We start from the raw sequence: 21,950 nt of genomic DNA on the forward strand, positions 1-21,950 counted from the left end.
AATTATTGGAAATTTTTTATTTTTGAATATACGATAATTGCTAACTTTAAAAAATATCCTAATTTAAGTTTATAGATAATTTTATAAAGAATATTTTTTTTATCTATTTTTTTTGATAAATATTGATACAAATTGTAATTAGATAAAGCTAAACTAAAAATTAGACATTTATTAATCATAGAATTTAATCCAACAATATTGTGCTTTTTGAAATCAGTCTCAAATAGATCAACCATTTTTTTTAAATATTCTGACTGGAATTTAATCGCATTTGAATTTATTAATGTAGCTTGTTTTGTTACAGAATCAAATCGATCCCTTTCCCTTTGTACAACAGTTGCTTTTATAAACTGTTGCCTATTTGAGTATTTATACATTTGCATAAAAGTTAAAGCTTCATAAATCCTTAAATCTTCATTAAAAGGAAACAATTGAACCATTTCTCGAGCCATTACATGAAGAAAGTCACCTGTAATCTCATTTTTAATCCAGTTCGAAAATTCTATTTCTCTAGATTTACAATTTAATAACGAATTGGTGTTATAATAAATTTCCATATCATTCATTCCAAATAAATAATGTAAGTAACCAGGATATAATTTAATTTTTTCAGCAATAATATATAATGCTTGATAATTCATAAAATCATCGCTGTCTAAAAAAATTACATAATTATTTCTGCATTGTCTAATTGCTAAATTTCTAGCAGCATTAACACCTTTATTATTTTCAAAATTTAATACTCTGACGTGTGAATGATTTTTGGAATATATTTTTAATATCTCTAAAGTTTCATCTGTTGATCCATCATTAACTATTATATGTTCAACATCTGAAAAATTTTGATTTGTAACACTATTTAGACATCTTAATATGCAATCAGCTCTATTATAAACAGGAGTTACAATGCTAAAATTTATATTAATGTTCATTTATTTAGAATATTGTGTTTTATATATGCAAAAATAAATCGAGGTTGCCTAAATATAGATAATATAAATAATGGTATTCTTGTTATAATAAATATATTATATAAATATTTTTTTTTAAAAAGACTCTCTTTTTTACCATAATATGAAAGATGAGTAATTTCATATTTTTTTAAAATTGGAAAAATAGTTAACCAATTTATTAAATCAAACATGCCATAACGTAAATATAATGCATTACGTTCAATAATCTGTATCCATAAATTACTGCTTAATTTTTCAGGTACATTTTCTAAATAGTAACCAACAATATTATTTGTTTTAACAATCTGACTAGTACGTGCAACCCGAATCTGAAAGTCAAAATCAGAAACTAATTTAAATTGTTCATCAAAAAAGCCAAGCTTATCATGTATTCGTTTCCTCCACATTGGAAAACAACCAATCTGATGCGTTCTAAAAAAAGAGTTTTTATTGATACTAAAATCTTTATTAACAACTAAGATATCACTAGGTTCAGGATATTTAAACATATAATAGAAATCTCCATAAGTTAAATCTGTATTAGGATTTTTATCTAATGTTTCAGCTTGATCAATGATAGAATTGGGAGTACGGATATCATCTACATTCCAAACACATATATACTCTCCATTTGCAAGGTCTATACCTCTATTCCATGTTCTGTAAAGCCCTTCTCTTTCTGAAATGATAATGTGTTTTACAAACGATAAAGATGGAAGGTATTTACTTATTATAGCCATTTCCTCATTTGATGGCGCATTATGAAGAAGCAAGACTTCTATGTTTTGTGTATTATTTAGTTTTGATAGACAATTAAAATACCCTTCTAAATATTTACTACAATTAAATAATGAAGTTAAAACCGTTATTTTAATATCTGAATTCATTTTATTTGAGCTATTTGTTCTGAATATTTTATTTCTTCATTCTCATATTCTATTGGTAATAAGTTATATAACAGTAATGGAAATATCAACATTCTATTTTGATACATTAAATCACTTGTAAAAGAAACAATAAATAAAAGTATCATATATAAAATAATAGGTAGCCCTATTACTTTTATATCCTTATTGTAAATATATGTAATAGAAAAGAATATATATATATACAAGAGCGTACCAATTACCCCATATCGTACAATAAAATTAGACCAACAAATGTCAGATGTATCTAATTGCACTGTATCTCCAGTATCATCACTTGTGAGTCCTATTTGATAATTAAAATGTCTATAGGTATATTCTGAATCTTCTGTCATAAATCCTGTACCAAAAATAATTCCCACGTTTGATTCTGTAACATCAATAAATCTTTCAAAGAAATGAGCCATTCTAAACATGAATGTAGATTCTTGATCTAATTCAAAATCATCACCAACTTCTATAAACTCTCCATCCAATACACTTTCAATATCTGTAAGTGTTCTCTCGCCAGTGGCTTTTACTACAATAAGCAAAATCGGAAGTATTAAAATTAGAAGGAATGGAAAATACTTCACAATCTTTTTTATTCCGCCAATTTTAATATATATTCCAATTAACAAACATAATATAAAGGCAATCATTAATGAACGATGTAAAGGTAAAAACATTGTAACTGAAGGAATTATTGTTGTAATAATTTTTTGCCAACCTTTATATGGATTGTGAAAAATTGCATAAAAAACAATGAAATATAGCATCAAAGGAACATTATAAAAACGAGTTATAACCCCTGAACGCCCGCTTTCTGCACCAGTTAGTAATGCAATACCTGTAAAAGCTTGAATAATAAATAGGCAACATTGAAAGAGAACTACAATAAAAAGTATTTTTAATAGTTTTGTCATTTCTTCCTTTGTAAGTCTTCTTATTATAAAATATGATAATAAAAAAAAATAACTTCTAGATGTTCTAATAATATCAAATAAATCTATATGATAATAGAGTAAGCTAACTCCTATGCTAATAATTATAAATGAAAGATATATCATAATCAACTTTGTAATGTGATTAACTGGAATATAATCTTCGTACTTAACAAACCCATATATAAATACACTTATCAGATATATAAAAGCAAAATCAATAGATTTAGAAATTCCAAAATGTGTATTAAATAGTACTTCAGGAACTATTTGAAATCCATCAAATAGGAAAAAGAAGAATATCAGGACTGAAGATATTCTATTACCTACAATATATAATATTATACTTAATATAAGTAATGGTATAAATAGCATTGGTTTAATTTAATTATAAAACACTATATTTTATTAAATATGTTAATTATCAAAATATTATCTCCAAAATAGCGCTTAATATCGTCTAGAGTAATTAATTTCAATCGTTTATAGATTAATACGACTAATACTGATAAAACAATTATTGTATATAATATTCTTGTAAATTCGTTATTAAAAAATATACTTGTAAAACCAGTTACAATAAATAAGATTAGTAGACATAATATGCGTAAAGCATAACTGGTTTTAAATTTATATTTAATATTAAGATATTTACTTTGATAATAAAGACCTAATATATAACTTGCTAAGTATGATAGGATATTTGAAATAATAACAGCAATCATCCCAATATAAGAGAATAGTAAATAAAATATTAGGATATTTACAATAACCGAAAGAGATTGAATTATAATTGTTCTTTCAGGATGGTCTTTTGCTAAAAGATATGTATATATTGGTAATGTTAGAGGACTTAATATTAAATATGGAACAACTAAGCCCACAATAAATATCGAATAATTAAAAATATCAACTCTTAACCATAAAGTAACTATATCTTTGCAAGTAATAATGAGCATGGCACATACAGGTAGTACAAACAAAAACATCTTTGATGTGAGATCTTTAACTAAAAAAGCAATGCGCTGCTTGTCTCTTAAAGAAGACAAATAAGGATAAAGAGGTTGAAGGACTTTGCTAAATAAGCCGGTGAGTTGTCCCCGTATCTTTAAACCAATCTCAAAATATGCAACAACATTAAGTCCTAGCGAATTTGATATCAATATCTTAAATAATGGTTCATTAAAAAAACCTATAAAACCAGAAAGGTATACTTTTACTCCAAAAGAAAGTTGCTTTTTTGCCGTTGCTATAAATGTTTCATTTAGATTTGTACTTTTAATGGTACCCCAGTTTTTTAGGAACAAAATTAATATAAGAAAAAACCAACACATTGTAGCTATAAATATTGCATAACCTACCCAATCTAAATGATGACCGATAAGAACAACTATAATAATTCCACCCCAATAAATGATACTGTATATAAGTTGGGTTATATTTGTTAAATAGATTTTCTGCATAGAATCAAGGGCGGCTGTAAAAATCTGGCCAATTAGTAGTAACATATTAGAAACTAGCAAGTTGGAATAAAGAATATTGGATTGTACTAAGTGCTTAAGGGGAATTCCTAATATATTAATAAGAATAAATTCTCTATATATGAAAGCGAAAACAGTTATTGGTATTATAATTGTGCACATTATTACTAAAGAAACGAAAATATCATTATTGGATTCATTACATTTTCCCTGCTCAGATAGATACTTAATTAAAGCTGAATTTAATCCTAAGTTTGCGAATATATTTAAGTTACCTATGATTGATACAATTGCAAAAACTCCATATAATTCTGTACCTAGATTCTGAATAAAAATTGGAATGCAAATAAAAGTTAATATCGCCGTGATGACAAGCTGAATTACTCCACTTAAAGAATTGGCAATTAAATTTCTTTTTGTAATCGTTAAATTCTTATTCTCCTGCACCATTATATTCTTTAATTTTTTTATAGCCATATAATGAAGTAAAAACCAGTATGGCTAGAAAAGCACTAACCATACTCCCTAAAATAAATCCCTTTATTTTCCCAAATTTATGTTTCTCTAAAGGTAATACTGGATTATCAATAATTTCAATTAGTGGAGTTTCTTTATCCAAACTTAGCTTCATTATTTCTAAATTTTTTTTCATCTCAATATAAGTTCCTGCTAAAATCTGAATATCAGTTTGCTTTTTTATTAGTCCAACAGTGCTTGACTGTCTTACAGAATTCATAGTTTGATCTGCTAATCCAGCTCTTGCTGCTAAAGCATTTTCATATTCATGTTTAATAGAGTCAGTCTGATTAATTAATTTTAAATAATTAGAACGAGCAAGTTTAGTCTTTGTATCAACATAGAAGGAAGATGTTTCTTGCATTAAGTTTTCTACAAATAATTTGGATAGCAATTCGTTTTGTGAGGTAAAAGATACATCTCCAATACTTAGCTTTTTACTTCTTTTTTTTACAGTAAGTCTCTTTAAAAGAATTTCTTCACATACAATTTTGAAAACGCTATCTTGTGATCTTGTAAATGTTTTTCTATCTTGGTCAATTGGATAATCTAATTCTCTGAGTTTTGGGTTTGAACTCGTTTTCCATTCGTTGTTATATTTATATGTAGTCAGATATATATTTAAAAGATTTTCCTTTTTGCCATCAATATCTACAGGTGAAAGCAATGCTTTTTCAACTAAAGCTCTTGACATTAATAATTCATATAAATTATCACCTCCAAAAGCACCATTATCTGAACCTCCTAATGAAAAACCAAACTGACTAGCAAGACTCGATAATCCACTAGATTTATCATTCTCTTGTATTGCAAAACTTAAGTTAGCTGTATATTGGGGAGGGATTAAGAAAGAAGCACTAGTCCCAATGGCTGCTCCAACTGCAATAAATCCTAGAATTATATATTTAACAGAAAGTAAATAATGCTTCCAACTACTATATGAATCAATTAATTTATTCAAAGATATGTATTCAGTTTTTTCCATTTTTAATATTACTATTTAAATAACGATACAATAATAGCAGCAACAGAAACAATACTTGTAGTAATACTTATAACTTCGGCTGTGCTCATTCCTTTCTTGATTGGTTTTTCAGGGATAATAATACGAGAACCTGGGTAAACATTTGGGTAACTGTGAATGCCACAGAATGATCTCGTAACTTCTACTTTTCCATTTGCATGAATAATATATGCTTTTTTTGAAAGTGCATTACTGCTAAATCCACCCGCAGCGTTAACATAATCTTTAAAAGATAGCTCTTTCTGGTAGCGAACTGTATTTGGCATTAAAACTTCTCCATTGACGGTTACTGTTTCTAAGACCTTAGGTATTGTTAATATATCTCCCTCTTCTAATATTAAATCATATTGAGATCCTGGATTATTAATAATTTCTTTCAAAGATATTCCTACGATATCTGTTTCTTTAAAGAGTTGTTTTTTAAGTTCTAATGAATCTGAAGTTTCTGTGTTTTTTGTAACTTTAGAGCCTAAACTTTGTGCAACTTGTTTTAATAGTTTTTTTTCAGAATCCGTTTTCTTTACTTTTCTAATAAGATATGCACCTTCAGGATAGGCATAAGCCGATAAACCTCCACTCATTTGTACCAAATCTGAAATTTTTTGATTTTTAGAAGTAATAATGTAATTTCCTGGTATCTTAACTTCACCTTCTATATTCACTTGTTTCATCTCTTCATATCCAAAGATAGGACGAATCATTATCCGATCTTCTTTTTTCAATTTGAAGTTTGCTGCACTATCATTATATGCCAAATCATTATCAATTTTAAATTTATATGCTATAGCTTTTTGGAGATTTTTATTTAAAATTCCTTGATCTGTAATTTGTCTATATACTTCAATTTCACCTCGGTCAGCTTTTTTAGTCATCCCTTTTGCCATTAATATAGCATCTTTTAGAGTCATACCTTCTCCAAAAAAATATTTGTCTGGAGATACAACTTCGCCAGATATGTATATGTATTCATCTTCTTTCATTTCAAGAATTGATGAAATATATACACTATCTTCTCTTTGTAGTATCAAATCATTTCGTCCTTCTAATGCATCTATTGGAGAAAAAGATGTTAATTCCGGAAGGTTTCTAGCATTTTTTCTGTAAACCATTGCTCTGGTTGCAAATGCATCTTCTTTTAATCCATCTGCTTTTGTTATTAAATCACTCACTTTCATGCCTTCTGAAAGTGAATATTCTCCAGGGCGATAAACTGAGCCTGTAATCTGAACTCTATTTGCGAATCGTTTTAGTAACTTTCCGACCTTATATTCATCTCCGGATTCAGTTAAATACGTTCTGAATTGAGGTAATGTTACATCAATTACACTCTTTTCTTTAGTTGTATTTCTATATGCAGTAATGCGTTCACGATAAGCATTTTCAGTAAATCCACCTGCAAATTCAATTAGGTTAGATATTGTTTCAAATTCCTTCATTTCAAAGATTGCCGGAACTTTCACTTCTCCAACGATAGAAACGCGATTACTATAAGGAAGAATCTTGATAACATCCTGATCTTGTAATCTTAAGTCGGATTGTTTTCCATAAACCAAAAAATCATATAAATCTATAACTGCAATAACAGAATGTCCTCTGCTTACTTGAATTTTACGAAAAGAACCTTTTTCAGTAGGTCCACCAGAAACATATAGAGCGTTATATACGGATGCCAATGAAGGAATAGTATATGAGCCAGGATAGGCAACTTCCCCAATGACACTAACAGTAATACTCCTTATATCTCCTAAGGCAATACTAACTTTAGTTGCATTACTTTTAATTCCACCATATATAGAAGATAATCTTTTTTTTATAACAGAACTAGCTTCTTGTATGGTAAGTCCACCAACAGATATAACTCCGGCCAAAGGTATCTTTATTTTTCCTTCTGGACTTACATATAGAGTATAATTTGCTTCGGAATTACCATATACATCAATTAATAATTCGTCATCTGGACCAAGGACATAATTACTTGGGGTTGCTAATCGAAGGTTTGGCTCAAACGTCAGATTTACGTCCTTAAATATAGAAAGCCCGAAAATTTCTAATTTATTTGCTTTAATTGAATCCTGTTTTTGCTTGTATACCTCATAATATTTAAGCAACTCCGGATTCAGTTTTTCTGGATTATTCAAATCTTCATTTGTTTCAATAGTACGTTTTTTTACTCCTTTATTTTTATCGTTATAGCGTACAATTCTGTTTTTTAGCTTTTCAGTTTCTGTTTTAGACAATCCTTTACTGCTAGCATACTGATCAATTTGATTCATAGAAATACCTTTCTTATCCATTTGCGAGATAAGATCACCTAACTGGGTATCTGAGATGTTATCAATATCTGTTCCTTTTAATATATCCAAAGATGGAATACTCAAGGATTGAGCATTCGAAGTGAAAATTGAAAAAGAAAAAAAGAAAAAAAGAAAAAAAGAAATATTTTTCATATCGATAATATTATTAGTTCTTAGATTATTTATACAGAATTACAAAATTATTTGTTTTGGTCTTAAATATATAAAAATAGTTTAATGGATCTTTCATTTTTTACATGTTATATCAAAATTAAAAACGCCAATACACTTTCTTTATTGTGTTTTTATTGATAATAAAATCCCGATTTTATAGGCAAAATCAATAAAAAAACGTACATTTGCATCATGATTGAATTGCTAAAACATATAGAAACGTTACTATTAGAGAACGATTGTGTTATTATCCCGTCGTTTGGCGGATTCGTATCTCACTATACTCCAGCAAGATGGATAGAAGAAGAAGGTATATTCCTTCCTCCTACTCGTTCTATAGGATTTAATCCTCAGCTTAAAATGAATGATGGATTATTGGTTCAATCTTATATGACATCATATTGTACAGACTTCTCTGATGCTTCAAAACTTATTAATAAAGCTGTTGATGAGCTTATTAATACTTTACATGTGGAAGGAAAAGTTGAAATGCATGGAATTGGAGATATGTTTTTTACAATTCATGGTAGGCTTCAATTCCAACCTTATGAAGATGGATTACTTACACCTTATTTATATGGATTAAGTTCTTTTGGAATAAATAAGATTGATGAGGTTGCAAAAACAATAGATGAAGAGGTAGTACCAGAAACTTCCAATCCAAAAGTTTACGAGATTAGAGTTAATCGTTCATTTATTCGTACAGCTGTTGCTGTTGCTGCGGCAATTATAATTTTCTTTTTTATGTCTACTCCGGTTGAAAATACTTATGTTGAAAAAGGTAATTATGCTCAATTAATTCCATCTGAGTTGTTGGAACCATTTGATAACAGCATGAAAGAAAGTATTCCTGCAAAAAGACAAGTGAACAATCAGAAAGTGCAGGAACAGATAAAGCCAAAAGCAATAAAGGAAGTTGTTATTCCTAAAAGTAACACAGAAAATAAAAGTAATACTGCTAAACCTTCAGCAGAATCTATAAATAAGAATTCTTGCCACATAATTATTGCTAGCGTAAATAATCGTGCTGATGCTCAAGAGATTGTAGATAGATTAATTTCAAAAGGTTATTCTAAAGCGAGCATTATTGAAGGTAACAAATGGATTAGAGTAAGCATTATGTCATTATCAAATAATGATGAAGCTAACAACAAACTACTTCAGTTAAAGAAAAATAAGAACTTTAAGGATGCTTGGTTGCTGACTGACAAGTAAAAGATTCCCCATTATATGAAAAGAATATTGTGTCCAAAGTGTGAGAATTATCTTACATTTGACGAAACAAAGTACACCGAAGGACAATCTTTGGTATTTGTTTGTGAACATTGCGGTAAGCAGTTTAGCATCCGTATTGGTAAAACTAAACTTAAATCAAAGAATAGAAATGAGGAAGCTTTAGATCAAGAAAGCGACAAAAGTACTTTTGGAAGTATTGTTGTTATTGAAAATGTTTTTGGCTTTAAACAAATTCTCCCACTTTCTCTTGGAGATAATGTTATTGGGCGTAGATGCGTTGGAACTAAAATCAACACTCCTATCGAAACCGGCGACATGAGTATGGATCGTCAACATTGTGTAATAAATGTCAGACGAAATAAGAAAGATGAATTGATTTATACTTTGAGAGATTTCCCAAGTGTGACTGGCACTTTTCATATGAATGAAATTTTAGGAGACAAAGATCGGGTCGTTTTAAAAGATGGTGCGATTATTACAATTGGCGCAACCACATTTATACTCCGTTGCACTGAAGAGTAAATTTGCTTTGCGAAATCTAGTCTGTCTAGAATGCTGAGAATTATAAATTCCGACCAAATACCAATGAAAAAATAAATATCGCAAGGAAATTGCATTAGAAATGGGTCAAAATCCATTAAACTTGCTGTAATTTAGTTAGTTATATTTAAATTTTAGTTTTAGGAATTGTTATTCATCTGAGAAATTTTGACAATAATAAGTAGTTAATATTACTTTTTGGGGTTTTTCTCTATATTTTCTCTTCCAAGGGTGTGAGAATCTCAATGATAAAAATGAAAATTTGATTCTCTTCAATTTTCCTGACCCATTGCTATTACCAACCCCAACCGAAATTAAATCTATTGAAGAATTTGTTTAGTAAAGCTTGGTAAAAGCAAAATTCATTTTATTTCTTCTCGAAGTGAATGAATTGCTTACTTTATGGTTTGGCTAAATTCGCAATAAAGTGATTTACGAATGTCTTCCTTACTGAGTGTATAACTCTATCGTTGTTTTGTAAATTCGCAATTGAGTTCAATTGACGAATAAGAATAAGTATACTCAGAAAAGACATCATTTTTAATTTTGCTGACTGAAACAAATCAACCTTAAAATGTTGATTGGATGATTTTATTATTTTCGATGTTTGATTGATCTTCTCAATAAATTTATTGAGAATTATTAGTTAATACATTTTGTGATGAATTTCTCCATCGGAAGCAAATTCAATAAGCTTGGTGATATAAACAAATTGTGCTTTGCGCGCGAGTTTTTATTTTAGTCGAAGTTTTAGGTGTTTTTTAAGCATTTATATTTATCATAAGCACTTAAATTTGTGAAAAAATGAATCCGAGGTTTGACTTGTAATAAAAAATAAAAGGTGCAAGAAATTGAACTTCAATTTCTTACACCTTATTTTGTAGCGGATCCGGGAATCGAACCCGAGTCTCAACCGTGAGAGAGTTGCGTGCTAGGCCACTACACTAAACCGCCATGTCTATTATTCGATACAACAAAAGTAATACTTTCTTTCTAATTCGCAAAAACTTAATGCACCTTTTTTTTCTCTTTTATCATTTTATTCATTAACCCATAGCGCTTGTCCACAACCTGGTTTGTGGGAAAGAATGTAAAATTTATCTGCCAGCCATTTTCTCTAAAAGCATATTTCCTTCCGGTAGCTCCAGCTTTTATGTTGCTAATTTTTTGTAATATAAATGCTTCTATACCCTTAGGACTTTCTGTCGAAGATTGAATAATTTCTGTAGTAACAAAGAATCCGGGAGTAGATATTTGGCTAACTAGTTTCAATATATCTTCATCCATTTTTCTTACTTTCCTTAAAGACGCGAATTAATCTGCCGAATTTATCAAAGGAACGCCTGGATGCAATTGAGATTGTGATCATGATAGAGAGCATTGATGCTGTAAAGGTGATGACAACTATCATCATTTGGTACTTTATTGCTACATTAGGACTACTTCCTCCAAGTATCTGCCCTATCATGGTTCCTGGAAGAGCAACGAGTCCCATTACTGCCATATTTGCGATACAAGGACTAAATGCTTTTATTAAAGCTTGCCTAATAAAAGGTGTTTGAGCTTCCTGTCGGGTTGCTCCATTTCCTAATAAGTAGTAATATTCTTGTTGTTCCCGCTGAAGCCCACTATAAAATGTATTCAATCCTATTACATTAACAGACAGCATATTACCCATCAAAATGCCAAATATTGGAATGAAATATTGTGCATTAAAAATATTATTTAGTTGAAGGACCAAACCTAAAAAATAGGTACCTATAAGGACTACAGAAATAAAAAAACCAATGGAAATTGGTATCAAAAGAATCTTTCGTTGCAGCCTGGTTCTGACTATTGCTGTTTCTGATGCAACGATTATCATTACGAATACCCAAAGAAAATTTACCAGCGGATGATTTAAGAAAAAAAGATACTTTAAATAGACTCCAATAAGGAAGAGTTGGATTAACATTCTCAGTACAGCTATCAACGTGGATTTTACCAGTCCTGTCTTAAATTTCCACAGGTAAAACATTGGAATGCCCATCATGAGCAAACCAATAAGTAAGTTTTCATAACTAATATCTATTGTTCCCATGTGGCTATAAGTATATTACATTATCGCAGCCTAGTTTAAATGCACGGTCGTGAGAGACAGCAAGAATAGTCATTCCTTTTTGAGATAGCGTGTTGAAAAAGTTCAATACTCTTTCTACAGATCCAGCATCAAGCGCCGAAGTTGGTTCGTCAATAATTAGCAAAGGTTTCTCTAAAAGAGATGCTACAGCAATCATAATTCTTTGTCGCTGCCCACCTGAAATTTCACTGACGCGCTTTGTAAAGAGTTCTTCTTCCAGATTCAGTTCTTTAAATACCTCGAAAAGCTTTTTCTTAGAAAAATGATTTCCTTTATTTGCCTTTAGCTCAAAAGGAAGCTTTACCATTTCGCTTACCCATTCGCATGGCAAAGCAAGTTCTTGGGGTATCCATGCAATTTTTCTTCTAATCTGGTCAATGTTTTCTTCGCAAAATAAAAGATCATCTATTGTTATGCTACCGCTTGTTAAGGGAACAAACCCCAGGATTGCATTAAGAAGTGAAGTCTTTCCACTTCCGGATTCACCGGAAATGCAGACCATCTCACCTCTTTTTATATGCACGCAAAGTCCCGTAAAGAGTTCTTGCTCTCCATACGCAATACAGGCATCTTCTATTTTGAGCATTCTTTAGTTATTTTCTGCGAATAGGCTTGCGTCCTCTAGGCTTTGAAACTTTTGCTTCTTCTTTTGTATCCACTTTCTGGAACGATACAGCACGGAAGCTTTCCAGCATTCGTACTTCTGGAAGATAATTAATCTTGCTGAATGAAACATCTTTTGAGTGAACAGCTTCTGCATTATCTACTGTTGGGCTCTTTACTGAAGTGGAAAATGTTCCTAACGAATCAATTTTCACAGTATAACCTTCCTGCAGATTCTTTAATAAATGCTTGCTAAGTCCGGCAACAACGGCAACTACATCTGCTTTCGACAGTGTGCTTTCTTCGCACATATCTTCAATAATGCGGTTTAGTGTTACGGTTCCTTTAGTTACTGCTTTTGCGTAATAACGAGGTTTTTCTTCGGGCTTCATGTTATTGTTAACTTTCGTAGCCTTAAAATCTATAGCCATATCGTTGTTATTTAAATTAATATGCCGTAAAGATAAAAATTATACTCGTTAAAACAAATATTTATTGTACAAAAGATTGTTTTCTTTTGTACAAAAGAATATATTGTTCTGTACAAAGGAATTAATTCTTTTGTACAGGGAAATAATAACGTTCGGTTATGTTTTGACAAATGACTTCAATGATTTATATTTGTACCCTTAATAAGTATAAAAAGAAACCAGGATGATATTAAATGAACGTGATGCCAGACATGAGCATATGCTTAATGTGGCTAAACAGATGATGACTGCTGCGCGTACAGCTCCTAAAGGAAAGGGTGTTGATGTGATTGAAACAGCTGTTGTTACTGAAAATGATATAAAATTACTTTCCGATGAGATGATCAGACTGAACGGAGAAAATGGAATGATGTTCTTTCTTCGTGATGCAGAAAATATTCTTTCGGCTGATGCAATTGTTTTAATTGGTACACATGAGAAATTGCAAGGGCTAAATTGTGGTCATTGTGGATTTCCCACTTGTGCTTCCAAACCGAGTGAAACTCCATGCGCTCTGAATACTATTGATGTGGGTATCGCTATTGGTTCGGCATGTGCTACGGCATCGGACTTACGCGTGGATTCGCGCGTTATGTTTTCTGCCGGACTTGCTGCTCAGTCACTCTACTGGCTTCCTGGTTGTAAAACTGTGATGGCTATTCCAATTAGCTGTTCAAGTAAAAATCCGTTCTTTGATCGTAAACCTAAAGAAAAGAAATAAACCAAGATGGGTATATTAGTTGGTCTTCCAAAAAATGGAGACGAAGAAAAAGATTATCAGATAAATTGGGGAGATCCTTTTGGTATTCAAGTTGAAATGCGTGAACCTTTTCTTCCTGCCGAATGGTACAAACAAAGCGGTGTACAGCTTACATGGCCACATGCCGGTACCGACTGGGCTCATATGCTTACCGAAGTGCAGGAATGTTTTGTTGCCATTGCTCGGGAAATTGCAAAGAAAGAATTGCTCCTAATCGTGGCTCCTGATGTAAATGCAGTTAAGGCACAGCTTTCTAATAGGGTAAACATGGAAAATGTTCGTTTCTTTGAATGCGAAACAAATGATACGTGGGCTCGTGATCATGGTGCTATTACGATGATAGACGGCTCTGCCCCTCGCCTGCTCGACTTTTGCTTTAACGGTTGGGGACAAAAATTTGGTGCCGGTCTTGATAATCAAATTACGCATAAGGCTTATAGTGCAAAATGTTTCAATGGTGAATACGAAAATCGCTTAAATTTTGTGCTCGAAGGCGGCTCTATAGAAATTGATGGATTAGGAACTCTGCTTACTACATCTACTTGCCTACTTGCTCCTAACCGGAACGATACAATGAATAAGGTGGAAATTGAAGAATATTTGCGTTCAGTATTTCATCTGCAACAGGTGTTGTGGCTTGATTATGGTTATCTGGCTGGCGATGATACTGATAGTCATGTAGATACCTTGGCTCGTCTTTGCCCTAATAATACGATTGTGTATGTAAAGTGTACAGATCCGGAGGATGAGCACTACGAGGAGTTGACGAAAATGGAGGATCAACTTCGTACGTTCCGTACTCTTGCAGGAGAACCTTATCGTTTACTTTCTTTGCCAATGGCGGACTCTATTATAGAAGATACTGAACGTTTGCCGGCTACTTATGCAAACTTTTTAATTCTCAATGAATCAATTCTTTATCCTACTTATAATCAACCAAAGAATGATGCTGAAGCGGCTGAAATACTTGCAGAAGCTTTCCCGGATAAAGAGATTATCGGAATTGATTGTCGTGCATTAATTAAGCAGCATGGCTCTCTTCATTGTGTTACTATGCAATATCCTGAGGGTGTTATTAAATAGAATGCAGGAAAAATAAATTAAAAACGAAGAACAATGGATAACAGAACTATAAAGATAGGTTTAGTGCAGCAATCAAATACGGCTGATTTAAAAGAGAATCTTAAAAAACTGGCGGATAACATTGAAGCTTGTGTATCTCAAGGTGCTCAACTGGTTGTGCTTCAGGAGTTACACAACTCTCTTTACTTTTGTCAGGTAGAAGATACAAATAACTTCGATCTTGCCGAACCTATACCTGGTCCGTCTACCGGATTTTATGGAGAATTGGCTGCCGCACATGGAATTGTGCTGGTCACTTCTTTATTCGAGAAACGCGCTCCGGGGCTGTATCATAACACAGCAGTAGTATTTGATACCGATGGATCTATTGCCGGAAAGTATCGGAAAATGCATATTCCGGATGATCCTGCATATTATGAAAAGTTTTATTTTACCCCTGGCGATATAGGGTTTCAACCCATTCAAACATCTCTTGGAAAACTTGGAGTATTGGTTTGTTGGGATCAGTGGTATCCTGAAGCTGCCCGCTTAATGGCGCTTCGTGGAGCCGAAATATTAATCTACCCTACAGCAATTGGATGGGAAAGCTCCGATACTGAAGATGAAAAGAGCCGTCAGCTGAATGCCTGGATTATCTCTCAAAGAGCGCATGCCGTTGCCAACGGACTTCCGGTTGTTTCCGTAAACCGTGTTGGGCACGAGGAAGATCCTTCCGGAAACACCAATGGTATTCAGTTCTGGGGAAATAGTTTTGTTGCCGGTCCGCAAGGGGAATTTTTTGCTCAAGCAGGAAATACCGAAGCGACGAACATTGTCGTTGAAGTTAGCTTAACCCGTTCCGAAAATGTGCGCCGCTGGTGGCCATTCCTTCGCGATCGCAGAATCGACGAATATGGAGAAATAACTAAACGGTTTATTGATTAATCTTTTTTCAAAGATAAAGCTTTGATCAATTCACATATTGCTGAATAATATCTTTCAGCTCTAAAATAATAGCCTGCTCAGATTTATTTCTGAGCAGGCTATTATCTCCTAATTCTAATTTGCAATATGCACAAATAAAAAAGGAAGTAACGGGTAAATTTTAGCATTCCCATTACTTCCTTTATTTTATAGTGTAATTAAATTACTTCTCTTCTTTGATATCTATTACAAGATTCAATTCATCTAATTGAGATTGTTCCAAATATCCCGGTGCATCAGTCATAACATCACGGCCAGAATTATTTTTTGGGAATGCAATACAGTCGCGGATAGAATCAAGTCCGGCAAACAGAGATACCCAACGATCAAGGCCATAGGCCAATCCACCGTGAGGAGGAGCACCAAACTTGAAGGCATTCATTAAGAAACCAAATTGTTCCTGAGCTCTTTCTTCTGTAAAACCAAGAAGTTCGAACATTTTTTTCTGTAAAGCACTATCGTGAATACGAATAGAACCACCTCCTACTTCTACGCCATTAATTACCATATCGTAAGCATTAGCACGAACGTCACCAGGATTAGTATCAAGTAATGGGACGTCTTCTAGTTTTGGAGAGGTAAATGGGTGGTGCATTGCCATGTAACGACCACTTTCTTCATCCCATTCAAACAGAGGGAAATCGATAACCCAAAGGCAAGCAAACGTATCTTTATCTCTTAGGCCTAATTGATTACCCATTTCAAGACGAAGTTCGCAAAGTTGTTTGCGGGTTTTGTTAGCATCATCGCCTGAAAGGATCAGGATTAAATCGCCAGGTTTTGCACCAAAGGCAGCTTTAAGTTCCTGAAGAGTTTCCTGAGTATAGAATTTATCAACGCTTGATTTTACGTTTCCGTCAGCTTCTACGCGAGCATAAACCATACCTTTCGCTCCAATCTGAGGACGCTTAACGAATTCTGTCAGGCCATCTAATTGTTTACGAGTATATGATGCTGCTCCTTCTGCGCAAATACCACCAACGTAAGCTGCGCTATCGAATACAGAGAAACCTTTGCCTTGAAGAACGTCCATCAATTCAACAAATTCCATTCCAAAGCGAATATCTGGTTTATCACTTCCGTAAAGCTTCATAGCATTATGCCATGTCATGCGTGGAAATGATTCAGTAATCTCTATACCACGAATTGTTTTGAATAAGTGCTTTGCCATTCCTTCAAACGTGCTGATTACATCTTCTTGCTCAACAAAACTCATCTCGCAGTCTATCTGAGTAAACTCAGGTTGGCGGTCGGCACGAAGGTCCTCGTCGCGGAAACATTTAGCAATCTGGAAATAACGGTCGAAACCTGATACCATCAACAACTGTTTGAAAAGTTGCGGTGACTGAGGTAATGCATAAAATTGTCCCGGATTCATGCGTGAAGGAACCACGAAGTCGCGTGCACCTTCAGGTGTAGAACCGATAAGAATTGGAGTTTCTACTTCTAAGAATCCAAGTTTATCAAGATAGCTACGTACCTCGATAGTCATTTTATGACGAAGTTCTAGATTAGATCTAACAGCGTTGCGGCGAAGATCAAGGTAGCGATACTTCATACGAATATCATCGCCACCATCTGAATTATCTTCTATAGTGAAAGGAGGCGTTGCTGCAGTGTTAAGAACATCTAGTTCTGAAACAATAATCTCAATATCTCCTGTAGAAAGGTTTGCATTCTTATTTGAACGTTCATTAACTTCACCTTTAACTTGTATTACAAATTCACGTCCAAGTTTGTTTGCTGCATCACATAACTCAGCATTAACAGCATCGTTAAAAACAAGCTGGGTAATACCATAGCGGTCACGGAGGTCAACAAATGTCATTCCCCCCATTTTTCTGGAGCGTTGCACCCATCCTGAAAGTGTTACTACTTTATTTACGTCGGAGATCCGAAGTTCCCCACAAGTATGCGTTCTATACATATTCTTTTATTCTTAGATTTTCTGTTTTGTATATTGGATGCAAAATTATATAAAAATCTTAATTTATCGATGTTTAGGGAGAATTATATTCAATAAAAAAAGAGAGCTAATTACAAATAAATTGTAACTAGCTCTCTTGATTGTCGGGGTAGCGGGATTCGAACCCACGACCCCCTGCTCCCAAAGCAGGTGCGCTAACCGGACTGCGCTACACCCCGATAACTTCTGATAAGTGTTTCTTTTCAAAAGCGATGCAAAGATAGGTGTTCTGTATGAATTATCCAAGCTTTTAAGGCTTTTATTTTTAAGCAAAAACGCTATTAATCTTCTTTTCTGTTGATTATCTAGTAGTTAACATAAAAAATAAATTTCAATATTTTTAGTTTTAATTCTGTTATTACTGTTCATTCTATTCTTTGTGCTTATTTAAGCAGTTATAGGTTGGCCGATAAATTTTATAAGTTCGATATACGTTCTGTTTAATATGATTTTGCATATCGAAAATATAATCTTTCTTTCAGAATTATTCAAGTTTGATTTTTTATAATTGAAAAATGGGTGTTGTTTATTGGAGTTTGTTATTATAGCTAATGAGCCACAATTTCTTATTCTCTTTGAATGGAGACTTGAATTATAGATATAAAAAAAGAGTCTGAATAATTATTCAGACTCTTAATTGTCGGGGTAGCGGGATTCGAACCCACGACCCCCTGCTCCCAAAGCAGGTGCGCTAACCGGACTGCGCTACACCCCGATAACTTCTGATAAGTGTTTCTTTTCAAAAGCGATGCAAAGATAGGTGTTCTGTGTGAATTATCCAAGCTTTTAAGGCTTTAATTTTTAAATAAAAACTCCATTGATCTTCTTCTTTGCTGATTATCTAGTAGTTAACCTTTAAAATAAATATTAATATTCTTTGTTTAGATTCTGCTGTAAATAGGTAAATCTATATTTATGCAAATTGTTAGTGAAATGTGGGTGGCTTCAATAATTTAAAAAGTTTGGATTATGCTTTACTCAAAGTAACTTAGCGTTTTAATTGTATAATCCTTCTTTCAAAATTATTCAAGTTTGATTATTTATTATTGGTGAATGGATATTATTTATTGGGCTTTGCTATTATAATTATTGACCAATAATTATAATAGTCTCTATAAAATACAGTTTTAATTAATATATATCAAAAAAAGAGTCTGAATGATTATTCAGACTCTTTGTCGGGGTAGCGGGATTCGAACCCACGACCCCCTGCTCCCAAAGCAGGTGCGCTAACCGGACTGCGCTACACCCCGATGACTTCTGTAAGTATTTCCTTTCAAAAGCGATGCAAAGATAGGCTCTTTATATCAAATATGCAAGTTTATTTTGCTTATTTTTTTGTTATTTTAATTAATCACTTCTATCTAGTTGATTATAAGAAAACTATAAATACAAAAAAAGTCTTCTTCAATTATTATGAAGAAGACTTTTTATTATGGAATTTGAGTATATTATTTAATAATATCTAACGCTCTAAAGCATTTTGCTAATTTTTCAACAGCAATATCAATTTGTTCTTTCGTATGTGTTGCCATTAAAGAGAAGCGAATTAGCGTGTCTTCAGGAGCACATGCAGGTGGAATTACAGGATTAACAAATACACCTTCATCAAACAACATTTTGGTAACCATAAATGTTTTCTCCATATCACGTACATATAAAGGTATAATTGGAGTAGACGTATTTCCTATCTCGAAACCTAAATCACGGAAACATTTAAGAGAGTAATTTGTAATATCCCATAAATAATCAATACGTTCTGGTTCAGCTTTCATAATCTGCAAAGCAGCGCGTGCAGCTGCAGTTGCAGCTGGTGTGTTACTTGCACTAAACATATAAGAACGTGAGTTGTGTCTCAGATAATTGATTATAGATTCATCAGCAGCAATAAAACCGCCAATTGCAGCAAGAGACTTACTGAAAGTTCCCATTATTAAATCAACATCTTTAGTCAAACCAAAGTGATCACAAGTACCACGTCCATGATTTCCAAGTACTCCAAGTCCATGAGCTTCATCAACCATGATGTTTGCATCATATTGTTTTGCTAAACGTACAATCTCAGGTAAGTTTGCAACATCACCTTCCATACTGAAAACACCGTCAACAACAATCAACTTAATTTTATCTGGCTTGCATTTTTGAAGTTCTTTCTCCAAAGAAGCCATATCATTGTGTTTGAACTTTAATGTCTGAGAGAAAGATAAACGTCTTCCATCAACAATTGAGGCATGATCTCGTTCATCACAGATAATATAATCTTCACGACCTGTAACACATGAAACAACTCCTAAGTTAACCTGGAATCCGGTAGAATAGATAATTGCATCTTCTTTTCCTACGAATTCGGCTAGTTCTTTTTCTAGTTCCAGGTGAATGTCTAGAGTTCCGTTTAGGAAACGTGAACCAGCACATCCTGTACCATATTTACGAGTAGCTTCAACTGCTGCTTCAATTACTTTTGGGTGGTTAGTAAGTCCTAAATATGAGTTAGAACCAAACATTAGCACTTTCTTGCCACTCATTATCACTTCAGTGTTCTGTTCACTTTCAATGCAACGGAAATAAGGATATACACCTTTAGCTTTAACTTGCTGTGGTATATCATATTTCTCTAATTTATCTTGTAATAATCCCATAATAATGCTTCGTAGGTCTCCCCTACATTAATATTATATTATCAGTTATTTAATTTTGCTTGTTTTTCGGCCATTTTTGCAAAGACGGTCGCAAAGATAGCAATTTATGTGATTTATTAGTCTGTTTTATATAAAAAAAGTAACTTTCATTATAAAAGAATGTGTAAAAAGCTACTGTATTAAGATTAATATATTACTTTTGTCGTTTGAATATTTTATCATATAACGCATGGATGAGAAGAAAAAAATACTATTTATCGTTAATCCGATCTCAGGCACTCAGAGTAAAAAATTAATTTTGAATCAGTTAAATGAAAGAATAGATCAAAATAAATATGAGATTGAAATAAGATATACAGAAAGAGCTGGCCATGCTGAAGAGATTGCTGCAAAGGCTGCCGCGGATGGCGTTTATTGTGTAACTGCTATTGGAGGTGATGGAACAATTAATGAAATTGCGCGTTCTCTTATTCATACCAATACAGTTTTAGGAATTATTCCTTGTGGATCAGGGAATGGATTGGCTCGTCACCTGCGAATACCGATGGATAGTCGTAAGGCTATTAATATAATCAATAAAGGGAACATCTCTGCAATTGATTATGGAAAAATAAACAATAAACCATTCTTTTGTACTTGTGGCGTCGGTTTCGATGCTTTTGTAAGTCTCAAGTTTTCTGCTGCCGGAAGACGAGGTATTCTTACGTATTTGGAAAAAACTCTGTTGGAATGTTTGAATTATAAACCGGAAACTTATGAAGTTGAAAGTGAGGAGACTAAAACTAAGTATAAAGCTTTCTTAATTGCATGTGGTAATGCTTCTCAATATGGTAACAATGCTTATATTGCTCCTAAAGCTTCACTTCAGGATGGATTGATGAATGTTACTATATTAGAGCCTTTTACGGTAATAGATATTCCATCTCTTGCTTTTCAGTTGTTTAATAAGACATTAGACCAGAATAGTAGAATCAGAACATTTAAAAGCAAAAAAATACATATTCATAGAACTCGTCCGGGAGTAGTTCATTATGATGGTGACCCTGTTATGATGAATGAAGAAATAGATGTAGAGATTATCGCTAAAGGTTTATTAGTAATAACTCCTGAAAAAAGTGATAGAGAGCAGAATGTATTAAAAAAAGCATCTGACTATTTCGTAGGATTGAAGCCTAAGGGAGAAAATCTTGTGGAAGATTTAACGCAAAGAAATAAGCAAATTATTGATAGGAATATTGAATTCTTTAAGAGATTAACAAAGAAACAGTGAGCTGTGTGGT

The 21,950-nt window shown here is 32.8% G+C and carries 18 protein-coding genes and 4 tRNA genes; 6 read left to right on the forward strand and 16 right to left on the reverse strand.

Annotated features, from left to right (window positions below):
• Positions 1 to 2: 2 nt before the first annotated feature.
• From BUC21_RS00910 to BUC21_RS00935, 6 genes are all read right to left on the reverse strand, one after another.
• Positions 3 to 932, reverse strand: a complete 930-nt coding sequence (locus BUC21_RS00910; RefSeq protein WP_073398637.1) for a glycosyltransferase family 2 protein — start codon at positions 930 to 932, stop codon at positions 3 to 5.
• On the reverse strand, positions 929 to 1,840 hold the full coding sequence (locus tag BUC21_RS00915; RefSeq protein WP_073398638.1) for a glycosyltransferase: 912 nt from the start codon (positions 1,838 to 1,840) through the stop codon (positions 929 to 931). Before BUC21_RS00915 ends, BUC21_RS00910 begins: the two co-directional genes overlap by 4 nt.
• A complete protein-coding gene (locus BUC21_RS00920; RefSeq protein ID WP_139261171.1) occupies positions 1,837 to 2,784 on the reverse strand; it encodes a hypothetical protein in 948 nt (315 codons plus the stop codon). Before BUC21_RS00920 ends, BUC21_RS00915 begins: the two co-directional genes overlap by 4 nt.
• Before the next feature lie 416 nt (positions 2,785 to 3,200).
• Positions 3,201 to 4,760: a lipopolysaccharide biosynthesis protein gene (locus BUC21_RS00925; RefSeq protein ID WP_245797037.1), complete on the reverse strand. Its 1,560-nt coding sequence runs from the start codon at positions 4,758 to 4,760 to the stop codon at positions 3,201 to 3,203.
• Positions 4,717 to 5,784 carry a GumC domain-containing protein gene (locus BUC21_RS00930; protein ID WP_073398640.1) on the reverse strand — a complete coding sequence of 356 codons (1,068 nt, stop codon included), beginning with the start codon at positions 5,782 to 5,784 and terminating at the stop codon, positions 4,717 to 4,719. The genes BUC21_RS00925 and BUC21_RS00930 overlap by 44 nt, the downstream gene beginning before the upstream one ends.
• Before the next feature lie 11 nt (positions 5,785 to 5,795).
• A complete protein-coding gene (locus tag BUC21_RS00935; protein ID WP_073398641.1) occupies positions 5,796 to 8,270 on the reverse strand; it encodes an SLBB domain-containing protein in 2,475 nt (824 codons plus the stop codon).
• A 213-nt stretch (positions 8,271 to 8,483) separates the two neighbouring features.
• Here BUC21_RS00935 and BUC21_RS00940 point away from each other — a divergent pair, with 213 nt between their 5' ends.
• Together BUC21_RS00940 and BUC21_RS00945 are read left to right on the forward strand one after the other, a co-directional pair.
• Positions 8,484 to 9,506: an HU domain-containing protein gene (locus tag BUC21_RS00940; RefSeq protein WP_073398642.1), complete on the forward strand. Its 1,023-nt coding sequence runs from the start codon at positions 8,484 to 8,486 to the stop codon at positions 9,504 to 9,506.
• Positions 9,507 to 9,521: 15 nt separating this feature from the next.
• A complete protein-coding gene (locus BUC21_RS00945) occupies positions 9,522 to 10,049 on the forward strand; it encodes an FHA domain-containing protein (protein WP_073398643.1) in 528 nt (175 codons plus the stop codon).
• An 899-nt stretch (positions 10,050 to 10,948) separates the two neighbouring features.
• Here BUC21_RS00945 and BUC21_RS00950 read toward each other — a convergent pair.
• From BUC21_RS00950 to BUC21_RS00970, 5 genes are all read right to left on the reverse strand, one after another.
• Positions 10,949 to 11,021 (reverse strand) — tRNA-Glu (locus tag BUC21_RS00950).
• Between the two features lie 54 nt (positions 11,022 to 11,075).
• Positions 11,076 to 11,354: a hypothetical protein gene (locus tag BUC21_RS00955; protein ID WP_073398644.1), complete on the reverse strand. Its 279-nt coding sequence runs from the start codon at positions 11,352 to 11,354 to the stop codon at positions 11,076 to 11,078.
• The gene (locus BUC21_RS00960; protein WP_073398645.1) at positions 11,347 to 12,147 is read right to left on the reverse strand and encodes an ABC transporter permease; all 801 of its coding nucleotides are present in this window, start codon (positions 12,145 to 12,147) and stop codon (positions 11,347 to 11,349) included. Before BUC21_RS00960 ends, BUC21_RS00955 begins: the two co-directional genes overlap by 8 nt.
• A gap of 4 nt (positions 12,148 to 12,151) precedes the next feature.
• Positions 12,152 to 12,772, reverse strand: a complete 621-nt coding sequence (locus tag BUC21_RS00965) for an ABC transporter ATP-binding protein (RefSeq protein WP_073398646.1) — start codon at positions 12,770 to 12,772, stop codon at positions 12,152 to 12,154.
• A gap of 7 nt (positions 12,773 to 12,779) precedes the next feature.
• The gene (locus BUC21_RS00970) at positions 12,780 to 13,220 is read right to left on the reverse strand and encodes an HU family DNA-binding protein (protein WP_073398647.1); all 441 of its coding nucleotides are present in this window, start codon (positions 13,218 to 13,220) and stop codon (positions 12,780 to 12,782) included.
• Between the two features lie 223 nt (positions 13,221 to 13,443).
• On the opposite strand from BUC21_RS00970, the gene BUC21_RS00975 reads away from it, so the two are divergent.
• From BUC21_RS00975 to BUC21_RS00985, 3 genes are read left to right on the forward strand one after another with little or no spacing between them, the layout of a single operon-like run.
• Positions 13,444 to 13,980 carry a ferredoxin domain-containing protein gene (locus BUC21_RS00975; RefSeq protein ID WP_073398648.1) on the forward strand — a complete coding sequence of 179 codons (537 nt, stop codon included), beginning with the start codon at positions 13,444 to 13,446 and terminating at the stop codon, positions 13,978 to 13,980.
• 6 nt (positions 13,981 to 13,986) lie between these two features.
• The gene (locus tag BUC21_RS00980; protein WP_073398649.1) at positions 13,987 to 15,102 is read left to right on the forward strand and encodes an agmatine deiminase family protein; all 1,116 of its coding nucleotides are present in this window, start codon (positions 13,987 to 13,989) and stop codon (positions 15,100 to 15,102) included.
• Between the two features lie 33 nt (positions 15,103 to 15,135).
• Positions 15,136 to 16,026: a carbon-nitrogen hydrolase gene (locus BUC21_RS00985; protein ID WP_073398650.1), complete on the forward strand. Its 891-nt coding sequence runs from the start codon at positions 15,136 to 15,138 to the stop codon at positions 16,024 to 16,026.
• A 202-nt stretch (positions 16,027 to 16,228) separates the two neighbouring features.
• Here the strand turns inward: BUC21_RS00985 and aspS are convergent, their stop codons facing one another.
• The 5 genes from aspS to spt form a co-directional block, all read right to left on the reverse strand.
• On the reverse strand, positions 16,229 to 17,992 hold the full coding sequence (gene aspS / locus BUC21_RS00990) for an aspartate--tRNA ligase (RefSeq protein ID WP_073398651.1): 1,764 nt from the start codon (positions 17,990 to 17,992) through the stop codon (positions 16,229 to 16,231).
• A gap of 143 nt (positions 17,993 to 18,135) precedes the next feature.
• A tRNA-Pro gene (locus BUC21_RS00995) sits at positions 18,136 to 18,210 on the reverse strand.
• A 461-nt stretch (positions 18,211 to 18,671) separates the two neighbouring features.
• Positions 18,672 to 18,746 (reverse strand) — tRNA-Pro (locus BUC21_RS01000).
• A 463-nt stretch (positions 18,747 to 19,209) separates the two neighbouring features.
• Positions 19,210 to 19,284: transfer RNA gene (locus tag BUC21_RS01005), tRNA-Pro, on the reverse strand.
• 198 nt (positions 19,285 to 19,482) lie between these two features.
• Positions 19,483 to 20,670, reverse strand: coding sequence for a serine palmitoyltransferase (spt, locus tag BUC21_RS01010; protein WP_073398652.1), 1,188 nt, complete (start codon positions 20,668 to 20,670; stop codon positions 19,483 to 19,485).
• Between the two features lie 229 nt (positions 20,671 to 20,899).
• Here spt and BUC21_RS01015 point away from each other — a divergent pair, with 229 nt between their 5' ends.
• Entirely contained in the window at positions 20,900 to 21,940 is a 1,041-nt protein-coding gene (locus BUC21_RS01015) for a diacylglycerol/lipid kinase family protein (RefSeq protein ID WP_073398653.1), read from the forward strand.
• Positions 21,941 to 21,950 lie beyond the last annotated feature (10 nt).

The organism is Bacteroides luti (assembly GCF_900128905.1).
GTDB classification, from domain to species: Bacteria; Bacteroidota; Bacteroidia; order Bacteroidales; family Bacteroidaceae; genus Bacteroides; species Bacteroides luti.

Bases quoted from the DNA above. Each gene is read 5' to 3' on its own strand.
- BUC21_RS00930 (WP_073398640.1), bottom strand. From the start codon at position 5,784: ATGGAAAAAACTGAATACATATCTTTGAATAAATTAATTGATTCATAT.
- BUC21_RS00910 (WP_073398637.1), bottom strand. From the start codon at position 932: ATGAACATTAATATAAATTTTAGCATTGTAACTCCTGTTTATAATAGA.
- BUC21_RS00920 (WP_139261171.1), bottom strand. From the start codon at position 2,784: ATGACAAAACTATTAAAAATACTTTTTATTGTAGTTCTCTTTCAATGT.
- BUC21_RS01015 (WP_073398653.1), top strand. From the start codon at position 20,900: ATGGATGAGAAGAAAAAAATACTATTTATCGTTAATCCGATCTCAGGC.
- spt (WP_073398652.1), bottom strand. From the start codon at position 20,670: ATGGGATTATTACAAGATAAATTAGAGAAATATGATATACCACAGCAA.
- BUC21_RS00970 (WP_073398647.1), bottom strand. From the start codon at position 13,220: ATGGCTATAGATTTTAAGGCTACGAAAGTTAACAATAACATGAAGCCC.
- BUC21_RS00935 (WP_073398641.1), bottom strand. From the start codon at position 8,270: ATGAAAAATATTTCTTTTTTTCTTTTTTTCTTTTTTTCTTTTTCAATT.
- BUC21_RS00915 (WP_073398638.1), bottom strand. From the start codon at position 1,840: ATGAATTCAGATATTAAAATAACGGTTTTAACTTCATTATTTAATTGT.
- aspS (WP_073398651.1), bottom strand. From the start codon at position 17,992: ATGTATAGAACGCATACTTGTGGGGAACTTCGGATCTCCGACGTAAAT.
- BUC21_RS00925 (WP_245797037.1), bottom strand. From the start codon at position 4,760: ATGGCTATAAAAAAATTAAAGAATATAATGGTGCAGGAGAATAAGAAT.
- BUC21_RS00945 (WP_073398643.1), top strand. From the start codon at position 9,522: ATGAAAAGAATATTGTGTCCAAAGTGTGAGAATTATCTTACATTTGAC.
- BUC21_RS00960 (WP_073398645.1), bottom strand. From the start codon at position 12,147: ATGGGAACAATAGATATTAGTTATGAAAACTTACTTATTGGTTTGCTC.
- BUC21_RS00985 (WP_073398650.1), top strand. From the start codon at position 15,136: ATGGATAACAGAACTATAAAGATAGGTTTAGTGCAGCAATCAAATACG.
- BUC21_RS00940 (WP_073398642.1), top strand. From the start codon at position 8,484: ATGATTGAATTGCTAAAACATATAGAAACGTTACTATTAGAGAACGAT.
- BUC21_RS00955 (WP_073398644.1), bottom strand. From the start codon at position 11,354: ATGGATGAAGATATATTGAAACTAGTTAGCCAAATATCTACTCCCGGA.
- BUC21_RS00975 (WP_073398648.1), top strand. From the start codon at position 13,444: ATGATATTAAATGAACGTGATGCCAGACATGAGCATATGCTTAATGTG.
- BUC21_RS00965 (WP_073398646.1), bottom strand. From the start codon at position 12,772: ATGCTCAAAATAGAAGATGCCTGTATTGCGTATGGAGAGCAAGAACTC.
- BUC21_RS00980 (WP_073398649.1), top strand. From the start codon at position 13,987: ATGGGTATATTAGTTGGTCTTCCAAAAAATGGAGACGAAGAAAAAGAT.